This window comes from Candidatus Margulisiibacteriota bacterium, assembly GCA_018822365.1.
In the GTDB taxonomy this organism is placed as follows: domain Bacteria; phylum Margulisbacteria; class WOR-1; order O2-12-FULL-45-9; family XYB2-FULL-48-7; genus XYB2-FULL-45-9.
Map to the genome: position 1 here is coordinate 1 of JAHJKL010000088.1, position 21,380 is coordinate 21,380.

A 21,380-nucleotide genomic window follows, 5' to 3' on the forward strand; every position below is an offset into this window, starting at 1 on the left:
AAGGCAAGCATAAGGCCGATAATTACAGCAACCACCTCAAGCAAAATAGAAACGATGTGCAGAGTGTAGATAATATTCATAAATCCCCCTTCTTCATTGAGAATGCTTTTATAATATTATCATAAGGCGATCATTTGGCAAGAGGCAAAATCCGGATGAAACCGGGAATATCATGGGGTATTTATGTGATATATATAACAATATACCTTGACTATGGAGCAATATATGATATTATATGTTCATATTTAGTTGTTATTGGAGCATTATTTATCAGTTATGGTCACAAATAAAGCATGTATTGTCAGGTTGTCCCGCTATAAAAACGCGTTAAGCCGTTTAAAATCGCTTGGGTTTGTCAAGGTCTTTTCCGACAATCTGGCTGATGCCGCCGACGTTACCCCCTCACAAGTTAGAAAAGATTTTTCAATATTCGGGGTGACCGGCAATAAGCGGGGGGGCTATGTTATTGACGAACTGATCGAAAGCCTCAATAAGATCCTCGGGAAAAATGTCACCCAGAATGTAGTTATCGTTGGTGCCGGGCGGATTGGCACGGCATTGATGCAGTATAAAGGATTTGAAAAAGAAAATATCAGAGTGGTCGCCGTGTTTGACATGGAACCGGCCAAGCAGGATCCAAAAGCGGTTATTCCGATCCTGCCAATTGAGCAATTGGAACCTTTTATCAAGAAGCATCACGTTAAGATTGGTATTATCGCGGTCCCCGATATCGCGGCAACAGAAGTAATGACTGCAATGAATAATGCCGGGATCAAAGGGGTCTTGAATTTTGCTTCCATCCGCTTAAAGGGGGGGGAAGAAACCGTTATTAATAATGTAAACCTGGTGAGCGAGCTGGAAAATGTCATCTATTTCGTGAACGCGACGGAAAAGAGCAGAAAAAAATAAAGGCAGGTTGGAAAGCATGAAAAAAGAAGTATCAACCGGAAATATTGAAAAAATAATTGAAAAATGGAAGGGAAAAAAAGGGAGCTTGATCATGGCCCTTCATGAATTGCAGCATCTTTATGGATATATTCCCCAAAAAGGAGCGGAGAAAATGTCAACCGCTTTGAGGATCCCTTTATCGCAAATATATGAAGTGATCACATTTTACAATTTATTTAAGCTGAAGGAACCCGGGAAAAATACGATCGCGGTTTGTATGGGGACAGCTTGTTATTTGAAAGGGGCGCCCGAACTTTTGAACGAATTAAAAGTTCTTTTAAAAGTTGAAGAGGGGGGGACAACCAAGGACGGGCTGTTCAACCTTGACGTTGTTCGCTGTTTGGGCTGCTGCGGGCTGGCTCCGGTCATGACGATCAATGGAGAGATCTTTGGGAAGCTAAAAAAGGGCGAGATTAAAGATATATTGGCAAAATACAAGAAGAAGGAGCAGAAATGAATAAACAGGTAATTGCTGAAAAACCAGCCAACAACAAAGTGAAATCGATGGTTTCCATTGGCGCCAGCAGTTGCGGTATTGCGGCGGGGGCGGAAGAAGTTTACAAAACTTTTGCGGATGAAATAAAAAAAGCCGGACTTGATGTCGAACTGAAAAAATGCGGCTGTTTGGGGATGTGTTCGGCCGAACCATTGGTTGAAGTTGCTATTCCGGGGAAGCCTTCGGTGATTTATGGCAAGGTTACGAAGGAGATCGCGGCCAGGATTACCGCCGATCATTTGGTTAAAGGGCTGGTCCTGAAAGAAAATGTTTTTGAAATAAACAAAGGGAAACAGCTGAAAATTGTCCTGCGCAATTGCGGGGTGATCGATCCTGAAAGTATTGATGAATATATTTCGAGAGAGGGTTACGACGCGCTTAATAAAGCAATAACACAAATGACGCCTGAGGCGGCGATCGAAGAGCTCAAAAAAAGCGGGTTACGCGGCCGCGGCGGCGCCGGTTTCCCAACCTGGATGAAATGGTCCCTGACCAGGGCTTCAAAAGGTGAGATTAAATATATCATCTGCAACGGCGACGAAGGTGATCCGGGCGCATACATGGACAGGAGCGTTTTGGAAGGGGATCCGCATTCGGTTCTGGAAGGTTTGATCATTGGCGGGTTTTGCGCCGGGGCAAGCCAGGGTTTCTTTTATATCAGGGCTGAATATCCTCTGGCGATCGATCGGATCCAGAAAGCGATTGATCAGGCCTATGCCCGCGGATTTTTAGGTAAGAATATTTTAGGCTCGAAGTTCAGCTTCGATGTTGAGATCAGGCTTGGTGCCGGAGCCTTTGTCTGCGGCGAAGAAACTTCGCTGATCGCTTCGATCGAAGGAGAGAGCGGAAGACCAAGACAGCGGCCTCCGTATCCTTCGGAGCGCGGTTTATGGGGAAAACCAACAATGATCAACAACGTTGAAACCTTGGCCAATATCCCGGTCATCTTTCTGCGTGGTGGGGATTGGTTCGCGGAGATCGGGACTGAAAAATCAAAGGGGACCAAGGTTTTTGCCGTTACCGGAAAGGTCAAGGATTCCGGATTGGTAGAAGTCCCCATGGGGACAACAATTCGGGAGATCGTTTTTGACATTTGCGGCGGTATTGCCGGCAAGAAAAAGATCAAAGCGGTCCAAACCGGCGGACCATCAGGCGGAGTTATCCCTGAAAATCACCTGGACACCCCGGTTGACTACGATAACCTGCAAAAGCTTGGCTCGATCATGGGATCTGGCGGAATGATCGTCATGGATGAGACCGATTGCATGGTTGATATCTCCAAATTTTATCTAGGTTTTTGCGTTGATGAGTCGTGCGGCAAGTGCGCCCCCTGTAAGATCGGCGGATACCAGATGCTAAAGATCCTTGAAAAGATATCCGAAGGTAAAGGACAACTATCAGACCTTGAACTGCTAAAGAATCTTTGCCAGACCATGCAAAAAACTTCATTCTGCGGCCTTGGCCAGACCGCGTCAAACCCGGTCCTCTCGACTTTGCGCTACTTTGAAAGCGAATATAAAGAGCACATTGAAGAGAAAAAATGCCGTTCGCACAAGTGCTCGGGCCTGCTCAATTACCGGATCGTCGAAGAAAAATGTAAACTCTGCGGTCTATGCCAAAAAAATTGCCCAACTGAAGCGGTCGAAGGGAGCCGGGACAAAGGTTATAAGATCATCAAGTCGAAATGCATTAAGTGCGGCAGGTGCTACGATGTTTGCCGTTTTGACGCTGTTCATAAAGGATAAAAGATGGAGGAGAAAATGTTAAACATTAAGGTCAATGATGTTGATTACCAGGTAAAAGAAGGGGAAACCATTGCGGAAGCTTGCGCCAAACTGGGGATCAACATCCCTACATTGTGCCATTTGAAAGATGTTTCCCAGGATGCTTACTGCGGCATTTGCGTGGTGGAGATGAAAAATGCCCGTGTTCTCCCTCGGGCGTGCATTACCAGGGTTGCAGAAGGAATGGAAATTAAAACAGACACCCAATTGGTAAATGAAACCCGGAAGATGAATCTGGAATTAATTTTAGCCAACCATCCGCTTGACTGTATGACCTGCGAAAAAGACGGGGAATGCACTTTGCAGGACCTGGCCTATCAGTTTGGGATCAAGAGAAGCATCTTTTTAAAAGACGAAGATGTTTTTGCTAAAGAAGTTAAAACCCCCTGGGATACCAATCCATTTATTAAAAAAGAACCGGCCAAATGCATCATGTGCAAAAGATGCGTCGACTCCTGCGCCAACCAAGCCAGGGTTGAGGCGATCTGTGTTGCCGGCCGCGGCGTTAAAACCGAGATCACCACTCCTTTTGACCAGCCGCTGGAGGAAAGCACCTGTCTTTTTTGCGCGGAATGCGTCCAGGCCTGTCCGACTGGAGCTTTGATAGAAAAGACCAGGATCGGCAAAGGGAAGTTTAAGGATCTGGTCCCGACTGATACCGTTTGCGCTTACTGCGGAGTTGGCTGCAATCTTAAGCTATTCAAGGATAAAAACAATCAGTTGGTCATGGCCAGAGCGATCAATAGCAAGGTCAATAAAGGCCGCGCCTGCGTCAAAGGGCGGTTTGGTTATGAATATGTCAACAGTCCGGAAAGGTTGACCACCCCCTTGATCAAGAAAAATGGCAGGTTTAAAAAAGCGACCTGGGAAGAGGCTCTTTCCTTCACCGCCCAAAGGCTCAAAGAGATCAAAGAAAAATATGGGGCGGATTCGATCGGGGTCCTCGGCTCATCCCGATGCACCAATGAAGATAACTACGTCATCCAAAAATTCGCCAGGGCGGGAATCGGGACAAATAATGTCGATAACTGCGCCAGGCTTTGCCACTCCTCGACCGTGGCCGGTTTGAATATTGCCCTTGGGGCGGGGGCAGCTACCAATTCGTTAGAGGATATCTTTGATTCTGACGTCATGTTCATTATTGGTTCTAACACGACCGAAACCCATCCGGTTATCGCGAAGTTCATTAAAGAGAACCAGAAAAACAATGGGGCGAAAATAATTGTCTGCGATCCCCGTTATGTTGATATTGCTAAGGCGTCCGACTTATATTTGCCGCACACGCCAGGGACCGATGTCGCCTTGCTTAACGGGATCATGAAACAGATTTTGGACAATAAACTGGAAAAATCCGACTTTATTGATAAACATACTGAAGGAATTGAAGATCTGAAAAAGCTTTTAGTTGATTATGACCTGGATAAGGTCAGCAAGATCACCGGGGTTGATAAAGAGCTCATTAAACAGGCTGCGTTGCTTTACGGCGGCGCTAGGTCAGCCATGATCTTCTACACGATGGGAATTACCCAGCATACGACCGGAGTCGACAATGTATTAAGCATTGCCAATCTTGCCCTGATCACCGGAAATATTGGAAAGCGGGGGGCCGGGATCATGGCGCTGCGCGGACAAGCGAACGTTCAAGGGGCTTGCGACATGGGGGCCTTGCCTAACGTTTATCCTGGGTATCAGAAAATTGATGATCCGGCGGTAAAAACAAAGTTCGAGAAGGCCTGGGGGGTGAAACTATCGGACAAACCAGGTCTGGTTGTTACCGAGTTCTCTACCAGGTCAAAAGAAGGGAAGCTCAAGGCGGTCTATTCAATGGGAGAAAACCCGCTGATGACCGAAGCAGACGTTAAACACGTAAAAGAGGGATTTGAAAAGCTGGAGTTTTTTGTCACTCAGGATATATTTATGTCCGAAAGCGCGGAAATAGCCGATGTTGTCTTCCCGGCCGCCGGAGCGTATGAGAAAGACGGCACCTTTACCAATACGGAAAGACGGGTACAACTGTTGCGGCCAGCCAGAGAGAAACCGGTTGGCAGCAAATACGATTGGGAAATTGTTTGTGAGATTGCCAAAGCTTTTGGCTTGCCTATGGAGTATAGCGGTACTTCCGCGATCATGGACGAAATTGCCAGGGTTACTCCTTCAATGGGGGGGATAAACTTCGCGAGACTGGAAGGTGATGGTTTGCAATGGCCATGCCCCAGTACCGACCACCCGGGAACAATTGTGCTTCACGAGGGAGGGAAATTTAAACGGCCTAACGGGAAAGGGAAATTGCATGCCGTTGTATATAAGCCGGCGAATGAACAGACCGACAAAGAGTATCCCTTTATCCTGACCAGCGGGCGGATCCTCTTTCATTACCACTCCGGCAATGAAACCAGACGGGTCAAAGCGATCGATAAATTTGTCCCCCGTAATTATGCTGAGATCAATCCGGAAGACGCGACCAGGCTTGGCATTAATGACAAAGATATGGTCAAGGTTTCCACTCGCCGCGGCTCAATTGACGTTGAGGCCAGGATCTCCGACCGTCCAAAGAGGGGAGTAGTTTTTATCTCTTTCCATTTCAAGGAAGCCAATGTCAATGTTCTGACCAATCCCGCCCTTGATCCGATCTCTAAGATCCCGGAATACAAAGTCGCCGCGTGCAATATGGAAAAGATCTGGAGCAGTTAAAAAAAAATGAAAGGAGATTTTGGGTAAACAATACTTTTGTGATAAAGGAGAAATAAAATGAGCGAAAAACCAGAAAATCGTTGGGTTGTAGCTGTGGCAGGAATTGTGATGATGTTCATGCTTGGTTCAGTTTATGCCTGGAGCGTTTTCAAGAAGCCTATTATGACTTTGACCGGCTGGTCGGGGCCGGAGGTTGGGTTCACCTTTACACTAGCAATACTATTCCTGGGATTATCAGCCGCTTTTGGCGGCCGCTTTGTTGATAAAGCTGGAAGTAAGATGATCGCGACAATTTCCGCCGTTCTTTTTGGTTTGGGGACAATTATTAGCGGTTTAGCTATCGGCATGTCTAACCTTATGTTGCTTTGGATAGGCTATGGCCTTATTGCTGGAATTGGTAACGGATTGGGTTATATTACGCCGATCGCCATTCTGGTCCGCTGGTTTCCCGATAAAAAAGGGCTGGTAACCGGTTTCGCGATCATGGGTTTTGGCCTGGGGGCCGCTTTAATGGGGCAGGTTGCCCCTCTTTTGATCGTTTCGGTCGGAGTTGCCAATACTTTTTATCTTTCCGGTATTTTCTTTTTGATCACTTTATTATTTGCCGCTCAACATCTTCATAATCCTCCTGAAGGTTATATGCCGGCGAAAAAGGTGGAATCCAAAGCGGGAGAGACTAAAGCCGAGGTTCATCTGACCTTCCGTGAAGCGTTGAAGATGAATCAATTTTACATCCTTTGGCTTACCTTGTTCATCAACGTTACCGCTGGGATCGCGCTGATCAGCAATATGTCACCATTGGGGCAAAGCCAGGTCGGTTTAACCGCCATTACCGCCGGGACACTGATCTTTGTAACCTCACTATTTAACGGTTTTGGTCGTCTTTTTTGGTCGTCACTATCGGACAATTTTGGCAGAAAAAACATATTTATAGTGATCATTGCTACTCAAATCCCTTTGTTTTTCCTGTTATCGAGCATGACCAATGTTTGGGTTTTTGGCGCGGCTTGCTGCTGGATCCTGCTTTGCTACGGCGGCGGGTTCGGCACAATGCCAGCCTTTGCTGCGGATACATTTGGGTCAAAGAATATCGGCGGAATATACGGTCCGATCTTAACCGCCTGGGGAGCGGCTGCGGTCGTGGGCCCAATGATCATGGAATATGTCAAGCAAAGCACCAATAGCTTCTCGCCCGCATTTATTTTCGCGACGTCTATTCTAATTGCTGGCCTGATCGTTGTCAGCTTTTATAGAAAACCACAGATCAGTAAATGAAGATGTCAGCGGTTATCCTGGCCGGCGGGCAGAATAGCAGGATGGGAGGGGCAGACAAAGCCTTCCTAAAAGTCGGTGGTGAACGGATAATTGATCGGACAGTAGCGCTCCTTCGAGAATTATTTGATGAACTGATAATCGTATCAAATTCACCGGAGCGCTACTTTAAAAAGTTCCCCGAAATCAAAATTGTGTCAGATGCGATCAAAGAGGTAGGGCCAATAGGAGGGCTCCAGGCTGGTCTGTCGGCAAGCAGCAATGAGGCTGTGTTCGTCTGTGCCTGCGATATGCCCGCTCTTTCAGCGGAAGCGATCACCCAACAGCGGGCAAAATTCGAAGAAAAGCAGCCGGATTGCTTGATCGCAAGATATGAGAACAGGTTAGAGCCGCTGCACTCTATTTACAGAAGATCATTGCTCCCGGTTATCGGGCAGTTAATTGAGGCCGGACAATTCTCGATCCGCGATCTTGCCGGGCGATGCCGGAAAAAGAGCTATTTTGACCTTAAAAGGGAAGAAAAAATAAGCTTGCTTAATCTTAATACGCCTGAGGATTTAAAATTGATAAATGAATAAGTTTACGATCCATAAGATTATTGACGGCAAAAGCGGAAAGATCGTTGATTGGGTAACGGAAGAGGTCCCGCTGACGATCATTGTCAACGGCCAGGAGTTGGCGACGCTGCTGTGCAGCCCCGTTAGCCTGCGCGAATTAACGGTCGGTTTTCTGTACTCTTCCGGATTAATTAAAGATATTGACGAAATTACCGGCATCCGGGTCGATGAAAAGTATTGGCAGGCGACCGTTACGATTGTTAACGGGATCGATTTTGGCAAAAAGCTGCTTGATAAGCGATTATACACATCGGGATGCGGCCGGGGGATTATATTTTACAATTCTCTGGATAAACTGCGTAAATTAAAATTGACGGTCAGATCAACCGTTAGCTGGAAAAAATTATTAGAGTTTATGGACCAGTTTCAACATAGTTCCGTAGAATTTCAAAAAACAGGAGGTGTCCACAGCGCCGCTTTGTGCGGCAAGGATGGAATAATCGCGCGCCAGGATGATATCGGGAGGCACAACGCGGTCGATAAAATAATCGGTGAAGCTTTGATCAATAAGCTTGATTTTTCTTTGGCCATGCTGCTGCTTAGCGGACGGATCTCTTCGGAGATATTTTATAAGATCAATAAGTGCGGCATCCCGATAGTCGCCTCGGTCAGCGCGCCAACCGATCAGGCGGTCAAATTAGCGAGAAAGCTAAAGGTTACCCTGATCGGTTTTGCCAGAGGAAAAAGATTGAACGTTTATAGTGTCCCGGAAAGAATTATCATGAAAGGAAAGAAATAATGAAGAAAATACTTGTCTTAACTGTTTTTGGCCTGCTTCTGCTGACTTCTATTTCTGACGCGGTCGTAAAAAAGACGGAGAAGAAGGGTGTTGCCGTGCCAAAGGCCCTAATTGTTTCGCTGGAAAGCGCGGCTATTGTTCAGCCGGCGGCGCCAGTCGTGGCTGAAATCGCTGTTCCGGCTCCAGGTTATGTTAAAAAGGTCAACATTTCAGGTTCATTGAGGTATCGTTATGGATTTTATCAAGCGGCAAATAGTGCTGATACCAATACGCTCTCACGGGCCAGGATCAAACTGACCGGGGAAACCGCTGCGGACACTCTTTTTGTCATCCAACCGGATTTTGCCGCTCTTTCGACCGGCGGGAATGTCGCTTTGGCTGATGCCTATATTGAGATGAAGGTCAATCAATATAAGGTTAAGATGGGTCAATTTCTTCTCCCCTTTGCCTATGATTCAGGCAAATACAAGACAATTTACAGCACCGGCTTTATTCCAAGCCACTATGGTGTAATTGTCGCTTCCAGAGATTATGGTTACCGAATGAGCGGTCCTCTGCCGGTCTCGGGTTTCTTTTTTGATTCGGCTTTAGTCAATGGGACCGGATCAGCTGACACCAATAAAGGGAAAGATCTTGTCGGCCGGATCAATTATAAAACTGACAACCTTGATATTGGACTTTCAGGTTATTATGGGAAATTTGGACCGAACATGGTCGATCGCAAATGCGGAGCGATAGATGCCGAGTATAAATTCGCGAACTACCAGTTAGTGGCAGAATTGATGTCGGGCGGAAGCAGCACATCCAACACCAAGCTTTCCGAAGCCTCGCTTCAATTGACCGGTCTGTTTGGCTGCTACGAGCCGCTCGTCCGTTACGAAACATTTAACCCAAATATGTCGACCGCGAACAACGTGGTTAATACTTTAACTCTGGGTGGGGCTTTAATTATTGACAGCAGTTCCAAGATGCTGGTCAACTATAATCTGGTCCAGGAAGAAACGTCCCAGGTTGATAACAATTCAATGTTATTTGAATTGCAGATCCAAATATAATACATATCTCCGATCTTGACGATCTAAAGCCGCGTTCGCGGCAATGGCCGGCAGGACGGTAGTCTTGCGACAGCGGGACTCAAGGGTTGATAGGGAAACCATTCAACCTCCCACATTTGGAAAGGAGAAAAAAATGTTTAGGAAGTTTATAATTTGCTGGTTACTGGCGATCACTTTGTTTTCCGCTTCTTTTGCCGCTTCTCAGTCGATCATTTTGGCGACCACGACCAGTACGGTGGACTCCGGGTTGCTCGATGTTTTGCTTCCGATCTTTGAAAAACAGAGCGGCAGCCAGATCAAACCGATCGGGGTAGGTTCCGGTATGGCTATGGAGATGGGGCGACGCGGCAAAGCCGATGTTCTCCTGGTCCATTCTCCCAAGGATGAAGCCAAACTGGTACAACAAGGTTTTGGGATCAACCGACGGGCGGTCATGCATAACGACTTTGTCCTGCTTGGTCCGCCAAACGACCCGGCTCAGGTCAGAACGGCCAAAGCTGTTGGCGAAGCGTTTAAAAGGATAAGCGACAGCGGGTCAAATTTTGTCTCCAGAGGGGATAGATCCGGAACTCACTCCAAGGAGCTGGCGATCTGGCCTCACTCCAAGGCCCAGATCTCAAACCTTTGGTATCTTGAATCCGGCCAGGGGATGGGGGCAACCCTATTAATTGCAGATCAAAAATACGCTTACACTCTTTCGGATAGAGCGACGTATCTCAGCTATAAGGACCGGTTAAAACTGGTTATTCTCTGTGAGGGGGATGCTTTACTGCTTAATCCTTATCATATTATTGAGGTTAATCCGGAAAAATGGCCTGAGATCAACCGCGCCGGGGGAAAGGCGTTCGCGGATTTTATGGTCGCGCCGGCAACCCAAAAAGTGATCGCTAATTTTGGCAAGGAAAAATATGGACAGCCATTGTTTTTCCCGGACGCTAAATAGGGAAGATCCTTATCTTCATCTAACCGCGCACTTAAGTGCGCGGTTAGTTTGAAGCCTGAAAGGTTTAATTGAATGTATCCAGAATTAATAAATATAATTATATTGACCTTAAAAGTTTCCGGAACAGCTTTGCTGATCTCAATCGTTATTGGGATCAGCCTGGGGATGTTTCTCGCGCTTCGTGATTTTCCCTTTAAGAAGATAGTGGTGGGGATCATAAATACCGGCATGGGACTTCCTCCAGTAGTTGTTGGTTTGCTGGTAATGTTATTTCTCTGGCGAGGCGGGCCGCTTGGTTTTCTGGAGATGATCTACACTCCTCAAGCGATGATCATTGCCCAGGTGATTTTGGCAACCCCGATCATTGCCGGGTTAACCCTTGCAACAATTCAGCAGATCCCGCAGAAAATGAAATGGCAGGCGCAAGCCCTTGGGGCCAAGGGGTGGCAATTGGCCTGGCTTTTGGTCAAAGAGACAAGGCTCTCTCTTTTGGCTGCGGTCATGGCCGGTTTTGGCGGGATCATTTCGGAAGTCGGCGCGGTCATGATGGTTGGCGGCAACATTAAAGGTCAGACCAGGGTTTTAACTACGGCTATTGTTTTAGAGTCACAAAAAGGAGCGTTTGAACTGGCGATTGCCTTAAGCATGGTCTTATTGGTCCTTTCATTTTCGGTCAATTTTGGCTTAACCATGATCCAGCAAAGGACAAAAAGATCATGATCACCGCGTTATTGGGACCAAATGGGGCCGGGAAAAGCACCTATTTGCGCAAATTAATGGGGCTTGATACAGGAAGGATCGATTTGAGCATCTCAATGGTGTTTCAGGAACCGTTATTATTTGACCTGTCAGTCTTTGAAAATGTGGCGCTTGGCCTGCGATTCAGGCGGGGAAGAAAGATCAGGCAGCAAGTTGACCATTGGCTGGAAGTGTTTGGCGTTGCTCATCTTAGAGACAGGAGGGCAATTACCTTGTCGGGCGGAGAAGCGCAAAAGGTCGCCCTGGCCAGGGCGCTGGTTGTGGGGCCAAAGACTTTGCTGCTTGATGAACCATTCTCTAATTTAGATCTGACCTCTCAAATTGAGTTCCGCCAGATGTTGAAAAGCATCATTCATGAAAAAAAGATCAGGACGATCTGGGTAACGCATAATAAAGCCGAAGCACTGATCGTGGCTGATCAATTAATGATCATGATAAACAGAGCGATCGCGCAGACCGGCCGGCCGGAAGAAGTTATCCAAAAACCAGCGACTAAAGAAGTTGCCGGCTTTTTAGGGATCGAAAATATCTTTCACGGGCGACTTACAGACGATAATGGACAAAGCATTTTTAAGAACCCTCTGGTCTGTTTTGAGGCGGCGGCAGAGCAAAAGTCTGATGCCTGGGTCGTGGTTCATCCGGAAGATATTCTTCTTTCTCTTGAGCCGACAAAAACCAGCGCCCGCAATTGCTTGCGCGGGATTGTTTTATCCGTCGAGCCGGCCGGGTTGATCTATCGGACCAGAATCAAAGCGGGAGAGACGTTTGTTTCCAATATAACCCGCGCCTCCGCAGAAGAGATCGGGATCGCTCCCGGCAAGGAGCTCTTTTTAACATTCAAAGCAACGGCGGTGCAGGTCATATGATCAAAGCGACAAAAGCATTAAATATTATTCTTGGTCAGGTCCGTCCTTTAGGAACGGGAATTATCCCGCTTTCTGCGGCGCTCGGAAGGTTTTTGGGAGAGAATGTTTATTCAGATGTTAATATCCCACCATTCGATCGCTCGGCAATGGATGGTTTTGCGGTTAATTCTAAAGACCAGTCAAAAGAATTTATGGTCATTGAAAATATCCCAGCCGGAAAAGTGCCCCAAAGGATCATTAGGCCAGGGGAATGCGCCCGGATCATGACCGGCGCGATGCTTCCCAGAGGAGCCGATCAAGTAATTAGAGTGGAGAATACCTTTGAATTATCCAAGGGAAAAGTCAATATTATTAGGACGGAAAAACGGCGAAATGTCGCAAAGTGCGGGGAAGACGTTAAAAGAGGAGAATTAGTCCTTTCTTCCGGCTCTTTGATCCGTCCGCAGGAAGTTGCCATGCTGGCTACGGTTGGCAAAACAAGGGTTAAAGTGATCAGTTCTCCAAAGGTAGGAGTTATTTCCACCGGATCGGAACTGGTTGAGCCAAACCTTAAACCAATGACCGGTCAGATCCGAAATAGTAACGGACCTATGCTTATCTCCCAGCTAAAAAGATTGGGGATCGAAGCAGACTATCTGGGGATCGCGAAAGATGATATCAGGGCAACAAAATCGATGGTCACCCGAGGCTTGCGGGAAAACGATATTTTAATCTTATCCGGCGGGGTTTCGGTAGGGGATTATGATTTTGTAAAAGAAGTCTTGCGATCTTGCGGGGTAAAAATTGTTTTTAATAAAGTCGCCATTAAACCGGGCAAACCGACCGTCTTTGGCACAAAAGGAAAGAAGCTAATATTTGGCTTGCCGGGTAATCCGGTTTCGGTATTAGTCGTATTTGAGCTTTTTGTCGCTCCAGCTATCAATAAAATGATCGGGAAGGAACACTCTGATACAATTTGCTCTTTGCCGTTAATTACCAGTTATTCATGTAAATACTCAAAAAGGGAACAGTATCTGCCGGTTTTGATCAAACGAGGCGGTGTTCAACCGGTTGATTTTCACGGCTCGGCCCATATGTTTTCCTTAACCAAGGCAAACGGAGTAATAAGGATAAAAAGTGGAGATACCAATCTTAAAAAAGGAAGATTAGTCGATGTTAGACCGATTTAACCGGGATATTTACTATTTACGGATAGCGGTAACAGATAAGTGTAATTTGCGCTGTACTTACTGCATGCCGGAAGAGGGGATCAGGTTGAAGCCGCATAGCGAGATCTTGAGTTTTGAAGAGATTGAAGAGATCGTCAAAGCGGCGGTCAAGCTTGGCTTTTACAAATTCCGCCTGACGGGGGGTGAGCCGCTGGTCAGGCGGGGGATAGTAGATCTGGTTCGCGGATTAGCGGCGATTGATGGGGTTAAAACACTGGCGATGACGACAAATGGGATTTTGCTCTCTCAATATGCCAAGGAGTTAAAAGCAGCCGGGCTAACACGTCTTAATATCAGCCTCGATTCCCTTCAGCCGGAAAGATACCGGCAAATAACCCGCTGCGGAGAGTTAAGCGAGGCGCTGGCGGGGATAAAAGCGGCAAGAGAGGCCGGGTTTAGCGGAACAAAGCTGAACAGCGTACTGATCGACGGATTTAACGCCGATGAAAAAGAAGCGCTGATCGATTTTGCTAAAGCCAGTGGGCTTAAGGGAAGATTCATCAGGAAAATGGATTTGAAAAGCGGCAGTTTCTATAAGGTTGAAAACGGCGAGGGGGGGGATTGCTCGATCTGCAACCGGGTCCGACTGACCGCCGATGGCAAACTCCGTTCCTGTCTCTTCTCTAATTTTGAGGTCGATGTTCGAGCCATTGGAGCGGAAGCGGCGCTCAAAGAAGTGATCAACAACAAACCGGCCAGAGGGGAGAAATCAAACAACAGGGAGATGATAGAAATTGGGGGTTAAAACAAAAAAAATGAACGGGAGGAACCGAGAAGTTCATTCTCAGGAGGGACCCGTTCATTTTTCACATCTAGATAATAAAGGTAAGGCCAAAATGGTTGATGTCGGAAGCAAGCCGGACCAAAAAAGGATCGCGATCGCCAGAGGTTCGATAAGCCTGGCTAAAGAAACGATCAGGCTGGTAAATAATAATCAGTTAAAAAAAGGGGACGTATTAGCGGTCGCCAGGATCGCCGGGATCCAGGCGGCCAAGAAGACCAGCGACTTGATCCCGTTATGTCATCCGCTGGTCCTGACCAATATCGCCGTTGAGTGCAAGGTCAAAGCTAATTCAATTGAGATAGAGGGAAGGGTTGATTGTATCGGCAAAACCGGGGTCGAAATGGAAGCGTTAACGGCCGTCAGTGTCGCCGCTTTAACGATCTACGATATGTGCAAAGCGGTCGATAAGCAAATGATCATAGGAGAAATATTTTTATGCCACAAGTCAAAGCAGTCTGCGTAAGTCCTGTCCAGGGCCCAAAAAACGAGGTCAAAGAGATCAACCTGATCGAAGAGCTTGGGGTAGAGGGTGATCATCATGCCAAGGGAGGAATCAGACAGGTCAGCCTTCTGGCGAATGAATCGATCGACAAGATGAAAGCCAAGGGACTGAAATTGGTTAACGGTTCCTTTGGGGAAAATATTATTACTGAAGGGATAGATCTGTTGTCCTTAAATATTGGAGAGCGATTGGCCATTGGCGAAACGCTCCTTGAGATCAGCAAAATTGGCAAAGAGTGTGTTAAACGGTGTATCATTTACTATCAGGTCGGCGATTGCGTCATGCCAAGAGAAGGGATCTTCGGAATGGTCGTAAAAGGCGGGACAATCAAAGCAGGAGATATTATCGAAAGGATGTAGGGACAGGGCTTGTCCCTGTCCGCTAATATTTATATTATGAAAGTTGGCATAATCACTGTCTCCGATAAAGGGTCAAAGGGAGAGCGGGTCGACCTAAGCGGTCCGGCGATCAAAGAGACGCTCAAGGCCGAGTTTTATGAATACGTCATTGTTCCGGATGAAATTGATGATATTTCCGCCAAATTAATTGAGTTCATCGATCAAGAAAAGTGCGATCTGGTCTTAACTACCGGTGGGACCGGTCTTTCCCCACGCGACGTCACCCCCGAGGCGACCCGTAAAGTTATTGACCGGGAAATCCCCGGGATCGCCGAAGCGATCCGCGGAGAATCGCTCAAGATCACTCAAAAAGCAATGTTATCAAGAGGGATCGCCGGTTCCAGAGGAAAAAGCTTGATCGTTAATCTGCCTGGAAGCCCCAAAGCGGTCAAAGAGTGCCTGGCGATAATTTTGCCGGTTATTCCCCATGCCCTGGAAGTCTTAGAAAAAGGAAGCGCTGAATGCGGAGGTGAAAATAAATGAACGAAAAAGAGATCCAGATCGCGATCAACGACCAAATTGCCGGGGGAGTCTACAGCAACATCGCTGTGATCTCTCACAACGAGAACGAATTTGTTTTTGATTTCATCTTTGCCCATCCCCCCAAAGGACAGGTCAATGCCCGGGTGATCATGTCGCCGGCCCATGCCAACCGTCTGCTCAAGGCGTTGGAAGAAAACATTAAAATGTACGAGTCAAAAGCCGGGAAGATCAAAGAGGTGCCTGAGCCACCGCCATTTGGGATAAAATTATCCAATAATTAGGATGATTTAACCGCAGAATTTATTCTGCGGTCCTTAATCACGCTCCCTGGACAATCCGTTATCGCGTGCTGGACGATCCGCTACCGCGCACTGAAGTACGCGGTTAAAAGTATTCTTTTAGTCCGACTTTGCGGGCCTTCTTTTTCTGGCTAACCTGCTTTTTAGCTTGCAGGACCTTTTCTTTGGCCCTTCTGGAGCGTTTTCTTTTCTGTCGCCTGATCTTTTCGATCGCTTGCCGGCGGGCGCTCTTGAGGCCAAGGATGCGTTCTTCGATCTTATCGGCCAATAATCGCCAGGCCAGGAAACGGTTAAGCGCCTGGGAGCGTTCCTGCGTCATTTTCACCTCAAGACCGGTCGGCAAATGCTTCAGGTATACACCGCTGGAAACTTTATTGACATTCTGCCCGCCAGGCCCGCCGGAACGGATGAATTTTTCATCAACCTCGGCATCAACAATACCCAGCCTGGATAAACGCTCATTAAGGGCGGTTTCTTTTTCCATTGAGACCAGAAATTTCCTGTCCATGGTGATAAATTATACACTAATTTAAATCGCGCGGTTAGCCTAGTATCGCTCTCTTCCCTGTGTTAAAATTACCAGGTTATGGTAGAAGAAAAAATACCCCCCCAAAACCTGGCGGCCGAGCAATCGGTCCTAGGCTCAATGCTGCTGGATAAAAATGCCGTTTTCCGAGCGGCCGAGTCCCTGGCACCGGACAGTTTTTATCGTGACGCCCACCGCTACATTTTTGAGGCGATCCTGGTTTTGTTTGACAAAGGGGAGCCGGTCGATCTGGTAACCGTCACCGAGACTTTGCGTAAATCAGGGAAGCTTGACGCGGTCGGAGGGTCGGTCTACGTTGCCGACCTGATAAATTCGGTCCCAACCGCGGCGAATGTCGACCATTACACCAAGATAGTTGAAGAAAAGTATATTTTACGCCGCCTTATCGAGTCCGGGACCTCAATAGTAGGCGAAGCTTTTTCCGATCCGCACCAGATCGATGACGTTCTGGATAACGCCGAAAAAATGATCTTTGATATCGCCATGCGTCATTCGCGCGAAGGATTCAGCAAGATCGATTCGGTCATCAAGACCGTTCTTGATAAGATCGACAGCCTTTACGGCAAGAACCAGTCGATCACCGGAGTGCCGACCGGTTACACCGACCTTGATACCATGACCGCCGGCTTCCAAAACTCGGAATTGATCATTTTAGCGGCCAGGCCGTCGGTCGGTAAAACCGCGTTTGCCTTGAACATTGCCCAGGATGTTGCCATCAGGAGCAAGATCCCGGTAGCGATCTTCTCGCTCGAAATGAGCAAAGAGTCGCTGGCCCAGAGAATGCTTTGCGCGGAAGCGGAAATCGAACAACAAAAACTCAAGACTGCCACCTTATCTGATACCGGTTGGAAAAAACTAACCCGCGCTTTAGGCCGTTTGTCCGAAGCGCCTATCTATATTGATGATAGTGCCTCAATGAGCTCCACCGAAATTCGAGCCAAGGCCAGGCGGCTCAAGCTGGAAAAGGGGCTTGGCCTGATCATCGTTGACTACCTCCAGCTGATGAGAGGGAACAAATCCCGGGTCGAGAACCGGGTCCAGGAGATATCCGAGATCGCCCGTTCGCTCAAGATCATGGCCCGAGAACTGGAATGCCCGGTCGTTGCCTTGTCCCAGCTTTCCCGGGCGGTGGAACAGCGGCCCGACCGGATCCCCAGATTGTCCGACCTGCGCGAATCAGGCGAGATCGAACAGACGGCCGATCTGGTCATGTTCATTCATCGCGATGATTATTACAATCCGCAATCGGAGCGGGGAAATATCGCCGAGATAATCATCGCCAAACAGCGAAACGGCCCGGTCGGACAGATAGAATTGGTCTTTCGCAAAGAGATCGCCAAGTTCGCCAGCAAAGAATCGCGCTATGAAGAAGTCGCTTAGCCTAAATGAAGATTCTTAACCTATTATTGTTATGGAAACACGCGACTAAACGTCGCGGTTCCCATAATCCATTAACCGAGGCGTTCAGCCTCCGGTTAATGATTGTATTGTCTTTAATAATTCTTTTCATTTCTCCATTATATGCCCAACCAAACGATTTTATTGTTAACGCCGATAACATTTCCTACGCCAAAGGATCGCAAAAGGTCGACGCCAGCAGCTCGGTTGAGGTAACCTACAAAGATATCCGTTTAACAGGTAATACACTGCACTACGACGTCTCGGCTGAAACGGTTGAGATGCGAGGATCGGTTGAGGTTTTCTACAAGGAGATCTATCTCAAGGCGGGAAAGATCTTCTACCAGGCGACCAGAGAAACGATCAACGCTGAAAATAATGTTTATTTTCTGTATGAGGGGATCAGCATAGAAGGGGATAGCCTTGCCTATAACCTGCTGACCAAAACCGGACAAGCTAGAAATATCACCTTCAATTTCCGGGAAGTCGACCTGACCGGCAGAGAGGTCTCTTTCAGCCCGGACACCTTTGACCTGCGCCAGGCGACCCTGACCACCTGCGATTTTCCCTCCCCGCACTATCATGTCAGCGCTGGGGAGATCATTTTTTATCCCAGGAATAAATGGCTGGTCGCTTACTGGGGATATTTTTGGCTGGGGCAGTTCCCCATTGTCCCGATGCCGACTTACATTTACGACCTTAGCGCGCAAGAGAGAGGAAATAAGAATTTACCGCCGTTCCCCCAGATCGGCGCCAATGAAGAAGATGGAACATACATAAATGAAACTATGGCCTGGCATTTAAACCGAAGTTTATCCGGCGCCTATTCGCTTGGTTATGCTGAACGAAAGGGGCTTCAGCTTGGACTGAATGCTAATTATCTGTTAGACGACTCCAATAAAGGAAATATCCGTTTGAACAGCAATGGAAACGACGGCCGCTCCGGAGGGATCACCCACACTTATTCTTTCGGTGAATATTCAACGGAAAACAGCCAGCTCTCTTTTGGCCTTTTTACAGAACCGGCCGAATATCGTTATTCGCTGGAAACGACTGTTTCATATCGGGAAAGGATCAATTATCAGCGGGTCAGCTTTCTCCCTAACCTCCGGTTTTACTCGCGGGGATTCCCCATTTTGCGTTCAGCGGCCAGGGCCGACCTGGACCTTAGCACCGGGATTGTCAACGAGGAGAACAATCAAAAACTTGGCCGGAACAGCGTCAACCTGAGAATATCAGGCGATCTGCCGGCAAGCGCGCTGGGGGACATTGTTCCATCCCTGATCTACGATTGCAGTTATTATGCCGGACAAGGACGCTGGGAAAAACCGTCGCTCCAGCTGGAGCTGATAAAAAAAATCAATCCCCGGCTGGCTTTCAACGCCGGTCTTTCGCATTATTTCTTTGTTAACGGCACCTCTCCTTTTAATTACGAGCTCTATCGTTTCCGTCCGTCCGACCGACTGCTGGCCAGCGCGCAGTTTGATCTTGACCGGACCGCCGCCAAGATCGCGGCTTCGTATTTTCTGGACGATTGGACGCCGGAAGATATAGATTACACTTTATTTTTTAAATTTCATTGTTATAATCTAGAGGTCACTTATCGTTCGATCAGGAAGGAGTTTCTTCTCGGATTCAATCTGGCTCCGGGGAAGCAATAATGTTCATTACTTTTGAAGGACCGGAAGGGTGCGGCAAATCGACCCATTCCCGGTTATTAAAAACATATCTTGAAGAAAAGGGGATGAGTGTTGTTCAGACCAGGGAACCGGGAGGAACGCCTCTGGGCGTTAAGCTCCGGGCGCTCCTCCTGGAAAAAAGCGGACCGATCGATCAATTGGCGGAAGCCTGCCTGTTTTTTGCCGATCGCGCCGAACACGTCAATAGCGTGATCAGGCCGGCTATTAACTCCGGCAATTTCGTGATCTGTGACCGCTACCTTGACTCAACTCTGGCCTATCAGATCGGAGGACGCGGGCTGCCGGAAGACCTGATCCGCTTTATGAACATGGAAGCAAGCTATGGGATCAGGCCGGATCTGACCATTCTTCTTGATATTCCCCCGTCAGTCGGATTGGAGAGGGCCAAAAGTAAAGGAGGAGCAGATCGTTTTGAGCGCGAAGGAATGGAGTTCCACGATCGGGTCCGGGCCAAATATCTGGAACTGGCCGCGGCCGACCAGTCCAGGATCAAACTTTTTCCCTTTGAAAACCTGCCGATCGAAACAGTCCAGGCCAAAATAAGGAGCATTATTGATGAAAAGCTCGGAAATTAGAGAAAAATTCCTGGCATTTTTTGCCGCCAAGGGGCACGAAGTCCTACCCGGCGCTTCCCTTGTCCCCAGCGATCCGACCGTCCTGCTGACCCTGGCCGGAATGCTCCAGTTCAAACCGATCTTTCTTGGCCAGGAAAAGCCGAAGCACCGCCGGGCCGCGACCGTTCAAAAATGCATCCGGACACTGGATATCGAACGGGTCGGCAAAACCCCCAGGCATCATACTTTTTTTGAAATGCTCGGCAATTTTTCTTTTGGCGATTATTTCAAGAAAGAAGCTATCCAGTTCGCCTGGGAGCTGTTGACCAAAGAATTTAAGATCCCGATAACAAAATTGCACATTGCCGTCTACAAAAAAGACGAAGAAGCCTATGAGCTCTGGCGCGGGTCGATAGGCTTGCCGGAAGCGATCATCCACCGTCTGGGGGAAGAGAATAATTTTTGGTCGGCCGGGCCGACCGGTCCCTGCGGCCCTTGTTCGGAGATCTATTACGACCTCGGCACCGATTCTGGCTGCGGTCAGCCGAACTGCGCTCCTGGTTGCGACTGTGACCGGTTCCTCGAGATCTGGAACCTGGTCTTTATCCAATACAACCGGAACGAAAAGGGGGAACTTCTACCTCTCAAGAACAAAGGGATCGATACCGGTATGGGGCTGGAGCGGATCGCATCGGTCCTGCAGGGGACCGATGATAACTTTGAGACTGACCTATTCCAGCCGCTGATCAAAAAGATCGAAGCGCTTGCTCCGACCGCGGCCGGATCGCAAATTTCCAGGCGGATCATTGCCGATCACGTCAGGGCGGCAACCAACCTTATAGCCGACGGAGTTTACCCGTCCAACACCGGACGCGGCTATATATTGCGCCGCCTGATCAGACGGGCGGTAAGCCACGGCAAACGTCTTGGCATCGAACGATCTTTTCTTGCCGATCTGGCCAAAGAAGTGATCGCCGATATGGGAAAGATCTACCCGGTCCTGAAAGAAAAAGAAGGAGCGATCATCGAGATCGTTAAAGAAGAAGAAGAGAACTTCTTTGCCACTCTGACATCTGGCCTGAAATGGTTTGAAGAATTGACCGCCAAGCTTCAGTCCGGCGGAATGCTCTCTGGATCCGATGCCTTTAAACTCCATGATACCTACGGATTTCCAATTGAACTGACCATTGAGCTGGCGGCTGAAAAACAGTTAAAAGTCGACCTGCCCGCTTTTGAAAAGGAAATGGAAGGGCAAAGAGATAGGGCCAGGCAAAGCGGGATAAACGGAGAGAAAAAGGCGGACCTGGGGGGGCTTGATCTAAACCAGTTGAAACCGA

Annotated in this window: 22 protein-coding genes and 1 riboswitch; of the genes, 21 read left to right on the forward strand and 1 reads right to left on the reverse strand. The window is 48.0% G+C overall.

The features are described from left to right. The first annotated feature begins 276 nt into the window (after positions 1-276). The 17 genes from KKF06_08620 to KKF06_08700 all read left to right on the forward strand — a co-directional run bounded on the left by KKF06_08620 (position 277) and on the right by KKF06_08700 (position 15,826). Positions 277-909: a redox-sensing transcriptional repressor Rex gene (locus KKF06_08620; GenBank protein MBU1617817.1), complete on the forward strand. Its 633-nt coding sequence runs from the start codon at positions 277-279 to the stop codon at positions 907-909. A gap of 16 nt (positions 910-925) precedes the next feature. Continuing rightward, on the forward strand, positions 926-1,405 hold the full coding sequence (locus KKF06_08625; GenBank protein ID MBU1617818.1) for an NAD(P)H-dependent oxidoreductase subunit E: 480 nt from the start codon (positions 926-928) through the stop codon (positions 1,403-1,405). After that, positions 1,402-3,189 (forward strand): NADH-quinone oxidoreductase subunit NuoF, encoded by a 1,788-nt coding sequence (locus KKF06_08630; GenBank protein ID MBU1617819.1) that lies wholly within the window; start codon positions 1,402-1,404, stop codon positions 3,187-3,189. The genes KKF06_08625 and KKF06_08630 overlap by 4 nt, the downstream gene beginning before the upstream one ends. 3 nt (positions 3,190-3,192) lie before the next feature. Beyond that, a complete protein-coding gene (fdhF, locus tag KKF06_08635; GenBank protein MBU1617820.1) occupies positions 3,193-5,919 on the forward strand; it encodes a formate dehydrogenase subunit alpha in 2,727 nt (908 codons plus the stop codon). 57 nt (positions 5,920-5,976) lie between these two features. Next, complete coding sequence (locus KKF06_08640; GenBank protein MBU1617821.1) at positions 5,977-7,194, forward strand: OFA family MFS transporter; 1,218 nt, start codon at positions 5,977-5,979, stop codon at positions 7,192-7,194. 2 nt (positions 7,195-7,196) lie between these two features. Then, positions 7,197-7,769, forward strand: a complete 573-nt coding sequence (locus KKF06_08645; GenBank protein MBU1617822.1) for a molybdenum cofactor guanylyltransferase — start codon at positions 7,197-7,199, stop codon at positions 7,767-7,769. Then, a complete protein-coding gene (gene fdhD, locus KKF06_08650) occupies positions 7,762-8,547 on the forward strand; it encodes a formate dehydrogenase accessory sulfurtransferase FdhD (GenBank protein MBU1617823.1) in 786 nt (261 codons plus the stop codon). The genes KKF06_08645 and fdhD overlap by 8 nt, the downstream gene beginning before the upstream one ends. Then, positions 8,547-9,602, forward strand: coding sequence for an OprO/OprP family phosphate-selective porin (locus KKF06_08655; GenBank protein MBU1617824.1), 1,056 nt, complete (start codon positions 8,547-8,549; stop codon positions 9,600-9,602). Before fdhD ends, KKF06_08655 begins: the two co-directional genes overlap by 1 nt. Beyond that, a riboswitch (molybdenum cofactor riboswitch) is annotated at positions 9,598-9,745 on the forward strand. Its footprint overlaps the gene before it by 5 nt. Beyond that, entirely contained in the window at positions 9,736-10,545 is an 810-nt protein-coding gene (locus tag KKF06_08660) for a substrate-binding domain-containing protein (protein MBU1617825.1), read from the forward strand. Its footprint overlaps the riboswitch before it by 10 nt. A 72-nt stretch (positions 10,546-10,617) precedes the next feature. Beyond that, the gene (locus tag KKF06_08665; GenBank protein ID MBU1617826.1) at positions 10,618-11,265 is read left to right on the forward strand and encodes an ABC transporter permease; all 648 of its coding nucleotides are present in this window, start codon (positions 10,618-10,620) and stop codon (positions 11,263-11,265) included. Next, complete coding sequence (locus KKF06_08670; protein ID MBU1617827.1) at positions 11,262-12,170, forward strand: ABC transporter ATP-binding protein; 909 nt, start codon at positions 11,262-11,264, stop codon at positions 12,168-12,170. Before KKF06_08665 ends, KKF06_08670 begins: the two co-directional genes overlap by 4 nt. Further along, the gene (locus tag KKF06_08675) at positions 12,167-13,339 is read left to right on the forward strand and encodes a molybdopterin molybdotransferase MoeA (GenBank protein MBU1617828.1); all 1,173 of its coding nucleotides are present in this window, start codon (positions 12,167-12,169) and stop codon (positions 13,337-13,339) included. The genes KKF06_08670 and KKF06_08675 overlap by 4 nt, the downstream gene beginning before the upstream one ends. Further along, positions 13,323-14,123, forward strand: a complete 801-nt coding sequence (locus tag KKF06_08680; GenBank protein ID MBU1617829.1) for a radical SAM protein — start codon at positions 13,323-13,325, stop codon at positions 14,121-14,123. The genes KKF06_08675 and KKF06_08680 overlap by 17 nt, the downstream gene beginning before the upstream one ends. A gap of 10 nt (positions 14,124-14,133) precedes the next feature. Then, on the forward strand, positions 14,134-14,625 hold the full coding sequence (gene moaC / locus KKF06_08685; GenBank protein MBU1617830.1) for a cyclic pyranopterin monophosphate synthase MoaC: 492 nt from the start codon (positions 14,134-14,136) through the stop codon (positions 14,623-14,625). After that, on the forward strand, positions 14,598-15,023 hold the full coding sequence (locus KKF06_08690) for an MOSC domain-containing protein (protein ID MBU1617831.1): 426 nt from the start codon (positions 14,598-14,600) through the stop codon (positions 15,021-15,023). The genes moaC and KKF06_08690 overlap by 28 nt, the downstream gene beginning before the upstream one ends. 33 nt (positions 15,024-15,056) lie before the next feature. Further along, positions 15,057-15,545: a molybdopterin adenylyltransferase gene (gene mog, locus KKF06_08695; protein ID MBU1617832.1), complete on the forward strand. Its 489-nt coding sequence runs from the start codon at positions 15,057-15,059 to the stop codon at positions 15,543-15,545. Further along, on the forward strand, positions 15,542-15,826 hold the full coding sequence (locus tag KKF06_08700) for a DUF3467 domain-containing protein (protein ID MBU1617833.1): 285 nt from the start codon (positions 15,542-15,544) through the stop codon (positions 15,824-15,826). The genes mog and KKF06_08700 overlap by 4 nt, the downstream gene beginning before the upstream one ends. A 103-nt stretch (positions 15,827-15,929) precedes the next feature. Here the strand turns inward: KKF06_08700 and KKF06_08705 are convergent, their stop codons facing one another. Further along, on the reverse strand, positions 15,930-16,352 hold the full coding sequence (locus KKF06_08705) for a peptide chain release factor-like protein (GenBank protein MBU1617834.1): 423 nt from the start codon (positions 16,350-16,352) through the stop codon (positions 15,930-15,932). Positions 16,353-16,430: 78 nt separating this feature from the next. On the opposite strand from KKF06_08705, the gene dnaB reads away from it, so the two are divergent. The 4 genes from dnaB to alaS form a co-directional block, all read left to right on the forward strand. Beyond that, the gene (gene dnaB, locus KKF06_08710; GenBank protein MBU1617835.1) at positions 16,431-17,771 is read left to right on the forward strand and encodes a replicative DNA helicase; all 1,341 of its coding nucleotides are present in this window, start codon (positions 16,431-16,433) and stop codon (positions 17,769-17,771) included. A gap of 5 nt (positions 17,772-17,776) precedes the next feature. Then, the gene (locus tag KKF06_08715) at positions 17,777-19,450 is read left to right on the forward strand and encodes a hypothetical protein (protein ID MBU1617836.1); all 1,674 of its coding nucleotides are present in this window, start codon (positions 17,777-17,779) and stop codon (positions 19,448-19,450) included. Further along, a complete protein-coding gene (tmk, locus tag KKF06_08720; protein MBU1617837.1) occupies positions 19,450-20,064 on the forward strand; it encodes a dTMP kinase in 615 nt (204 codons plus the stop codon). The genes KKF06_08715 and tmk overlap by 1 nt, the downstream gene beginning before the upstream one ends. After that, the coding region (gene alaS / locus KKF06_08725; GenBank protein MBU1617838.1) for an alanine--tRNA ligase at positions 20,045-21,380 on the forward strand (1,336 nt) is incomplete at its 3' end. The genes tmk and alaS, both read left to right, overlap by 20 nt.

Excerpts from the sequence above, each read along its gene's own strand:
- KKF06_08620 (MBU1617817.1), top strand. The coding sequence starts at position 277 with ATGGTCACAAATAAAGCATGTATTGTCAGGTTGTCCCGCTATAAAAAC.
- KKF06_08625 (MBU1617818.1), top strand. The coding sequence starts at position 926 with ATGAAAAAAGAAGTATCAACCGGAAATATTGAAAAAATAATTGAAAAA.
- KKF06_08630 (MBU1617819.1), top strand. The coding sequence starts at position 1,402 with ATGAATAAACAGGTAATTGCTGAAAAACCAGCCAACAACAAAGTGAAA.
- fdhF (MBU1617820.1), top strand. The coding sequence starts at position 3,193 with ATGGAGGAGAAAATGTTAAACATTAAGGTCAATGATGTTGATTACCAG.
- KKF06_08640 (MBU1617821.1), top strand. The coding sequence starts at position 5,977 with ATGAGCGAAAAACCAGAAAATCGTTGGGTTGTAGCTGTGGCAGGAATT.
- KKF06_08645 (MBU1617822.1), top strand. The coding sequence starts at position 7,197 with ATGTCAGCGGTTATCCTGGCCGGCGGGCAGAATAGCAGGATGGGAGGG.
- fdhD (MBU1617823.1), top strand. The coding sequence starts at position 7,762 with ATGAATAAGTTTACGATCCATAAGATTATTGACGGCAAAAGCGGAAAG.
- KKF06_08655 (MBU1617824.1), top strand. The coding sequence starts at position 8,547 with ATGAAGAAAATACTTGTCTTAACTGTTTTTGGCCTGCTTCTGCTGACT.
- KKF06_08660 (MBU1617825.1), top strand. The coding sequence starts at position 9,736 with ATGTTTAGGAAGTTTATAATTTGCTGGTTACTGGCGATCACTTTGTTT.
- KKF06_08665 (MBU1617826.1), top strand. The coding sequence starts at position 10,618 with ATGTATCCAGAATTAATAAATATAATTATATTGACCTTAAAAGTTTCC.
- KKF06_08670 (MBU1617827.1), top strand. The coding sequence starts at position 11,262 with ATGATCACCGCGTTATTGGGACCAAATGGGGCCGGGAAAAGCACCTAT.
- KKF06_08675 (MBU1617828.1), top strand. The coding sequence starts at position 12,167 with ATGATCAAAGCGACAAAAGCATTAAATATTATTCTTGGTCAGGTCCGT.
- KKF06_08680 (MBU1617829.1), top strand. The coding sequence starts at position 13,323 with ATGTTAGACCGATTTAACCGGGATATTTACTATTTACGGATAGCGGTA.
- moaC (MBU1617830.1), top strand. The coding sequence starts at position 14,134 with ATGAACGGGAGGAACCGAGAAGTTCATTCTCAGGAGGGACCCGTTCAT.
- KKF06_08690 (MBU1617831.1), top strand. The coding sequence starts at position 14,598 with ATGCCACAAGTCAAAGCAGTCTGCGTAAGTCCTGTCCAGGGCCCAAAA.
- KKF06_08700 (MBU1617833.1), top strand. The coding sequence starts at position 15,542 with ATGAACGAAAAAGAGATCCAGATCGCGATCAACGACCAAATTGCCGGG.
- KKF06_08705 (MBU1617834.1), bottom strand. The coding sequence starts at position 16,352 with ATGGACAGGAAATTTCTGGTCTCAATGGAAAAAGAAACCGCCCTTAAT.
- dnaB (MBU1617835.1), top strand. The coding sequence starts at position 16,431 with ATGGTAGAAGAAAAAATACCCCCCCAAAACCTGGCGGCCGAGCAATCG.
- KKF06_08715 (MBU1617836.1), top strand. The coding sequence starts at position 17,777 with ATGAAGATTCTTAACCTATTATTGTTATGGAAACACGCGACTAAACGT.
- tmk (MBU1617837.1), top strand. The coding sequence starts at position 19,450 with ATGTTCATTACTTTTGAAGGACCGGAAGGGTGCGGCAAATCGACCCAT.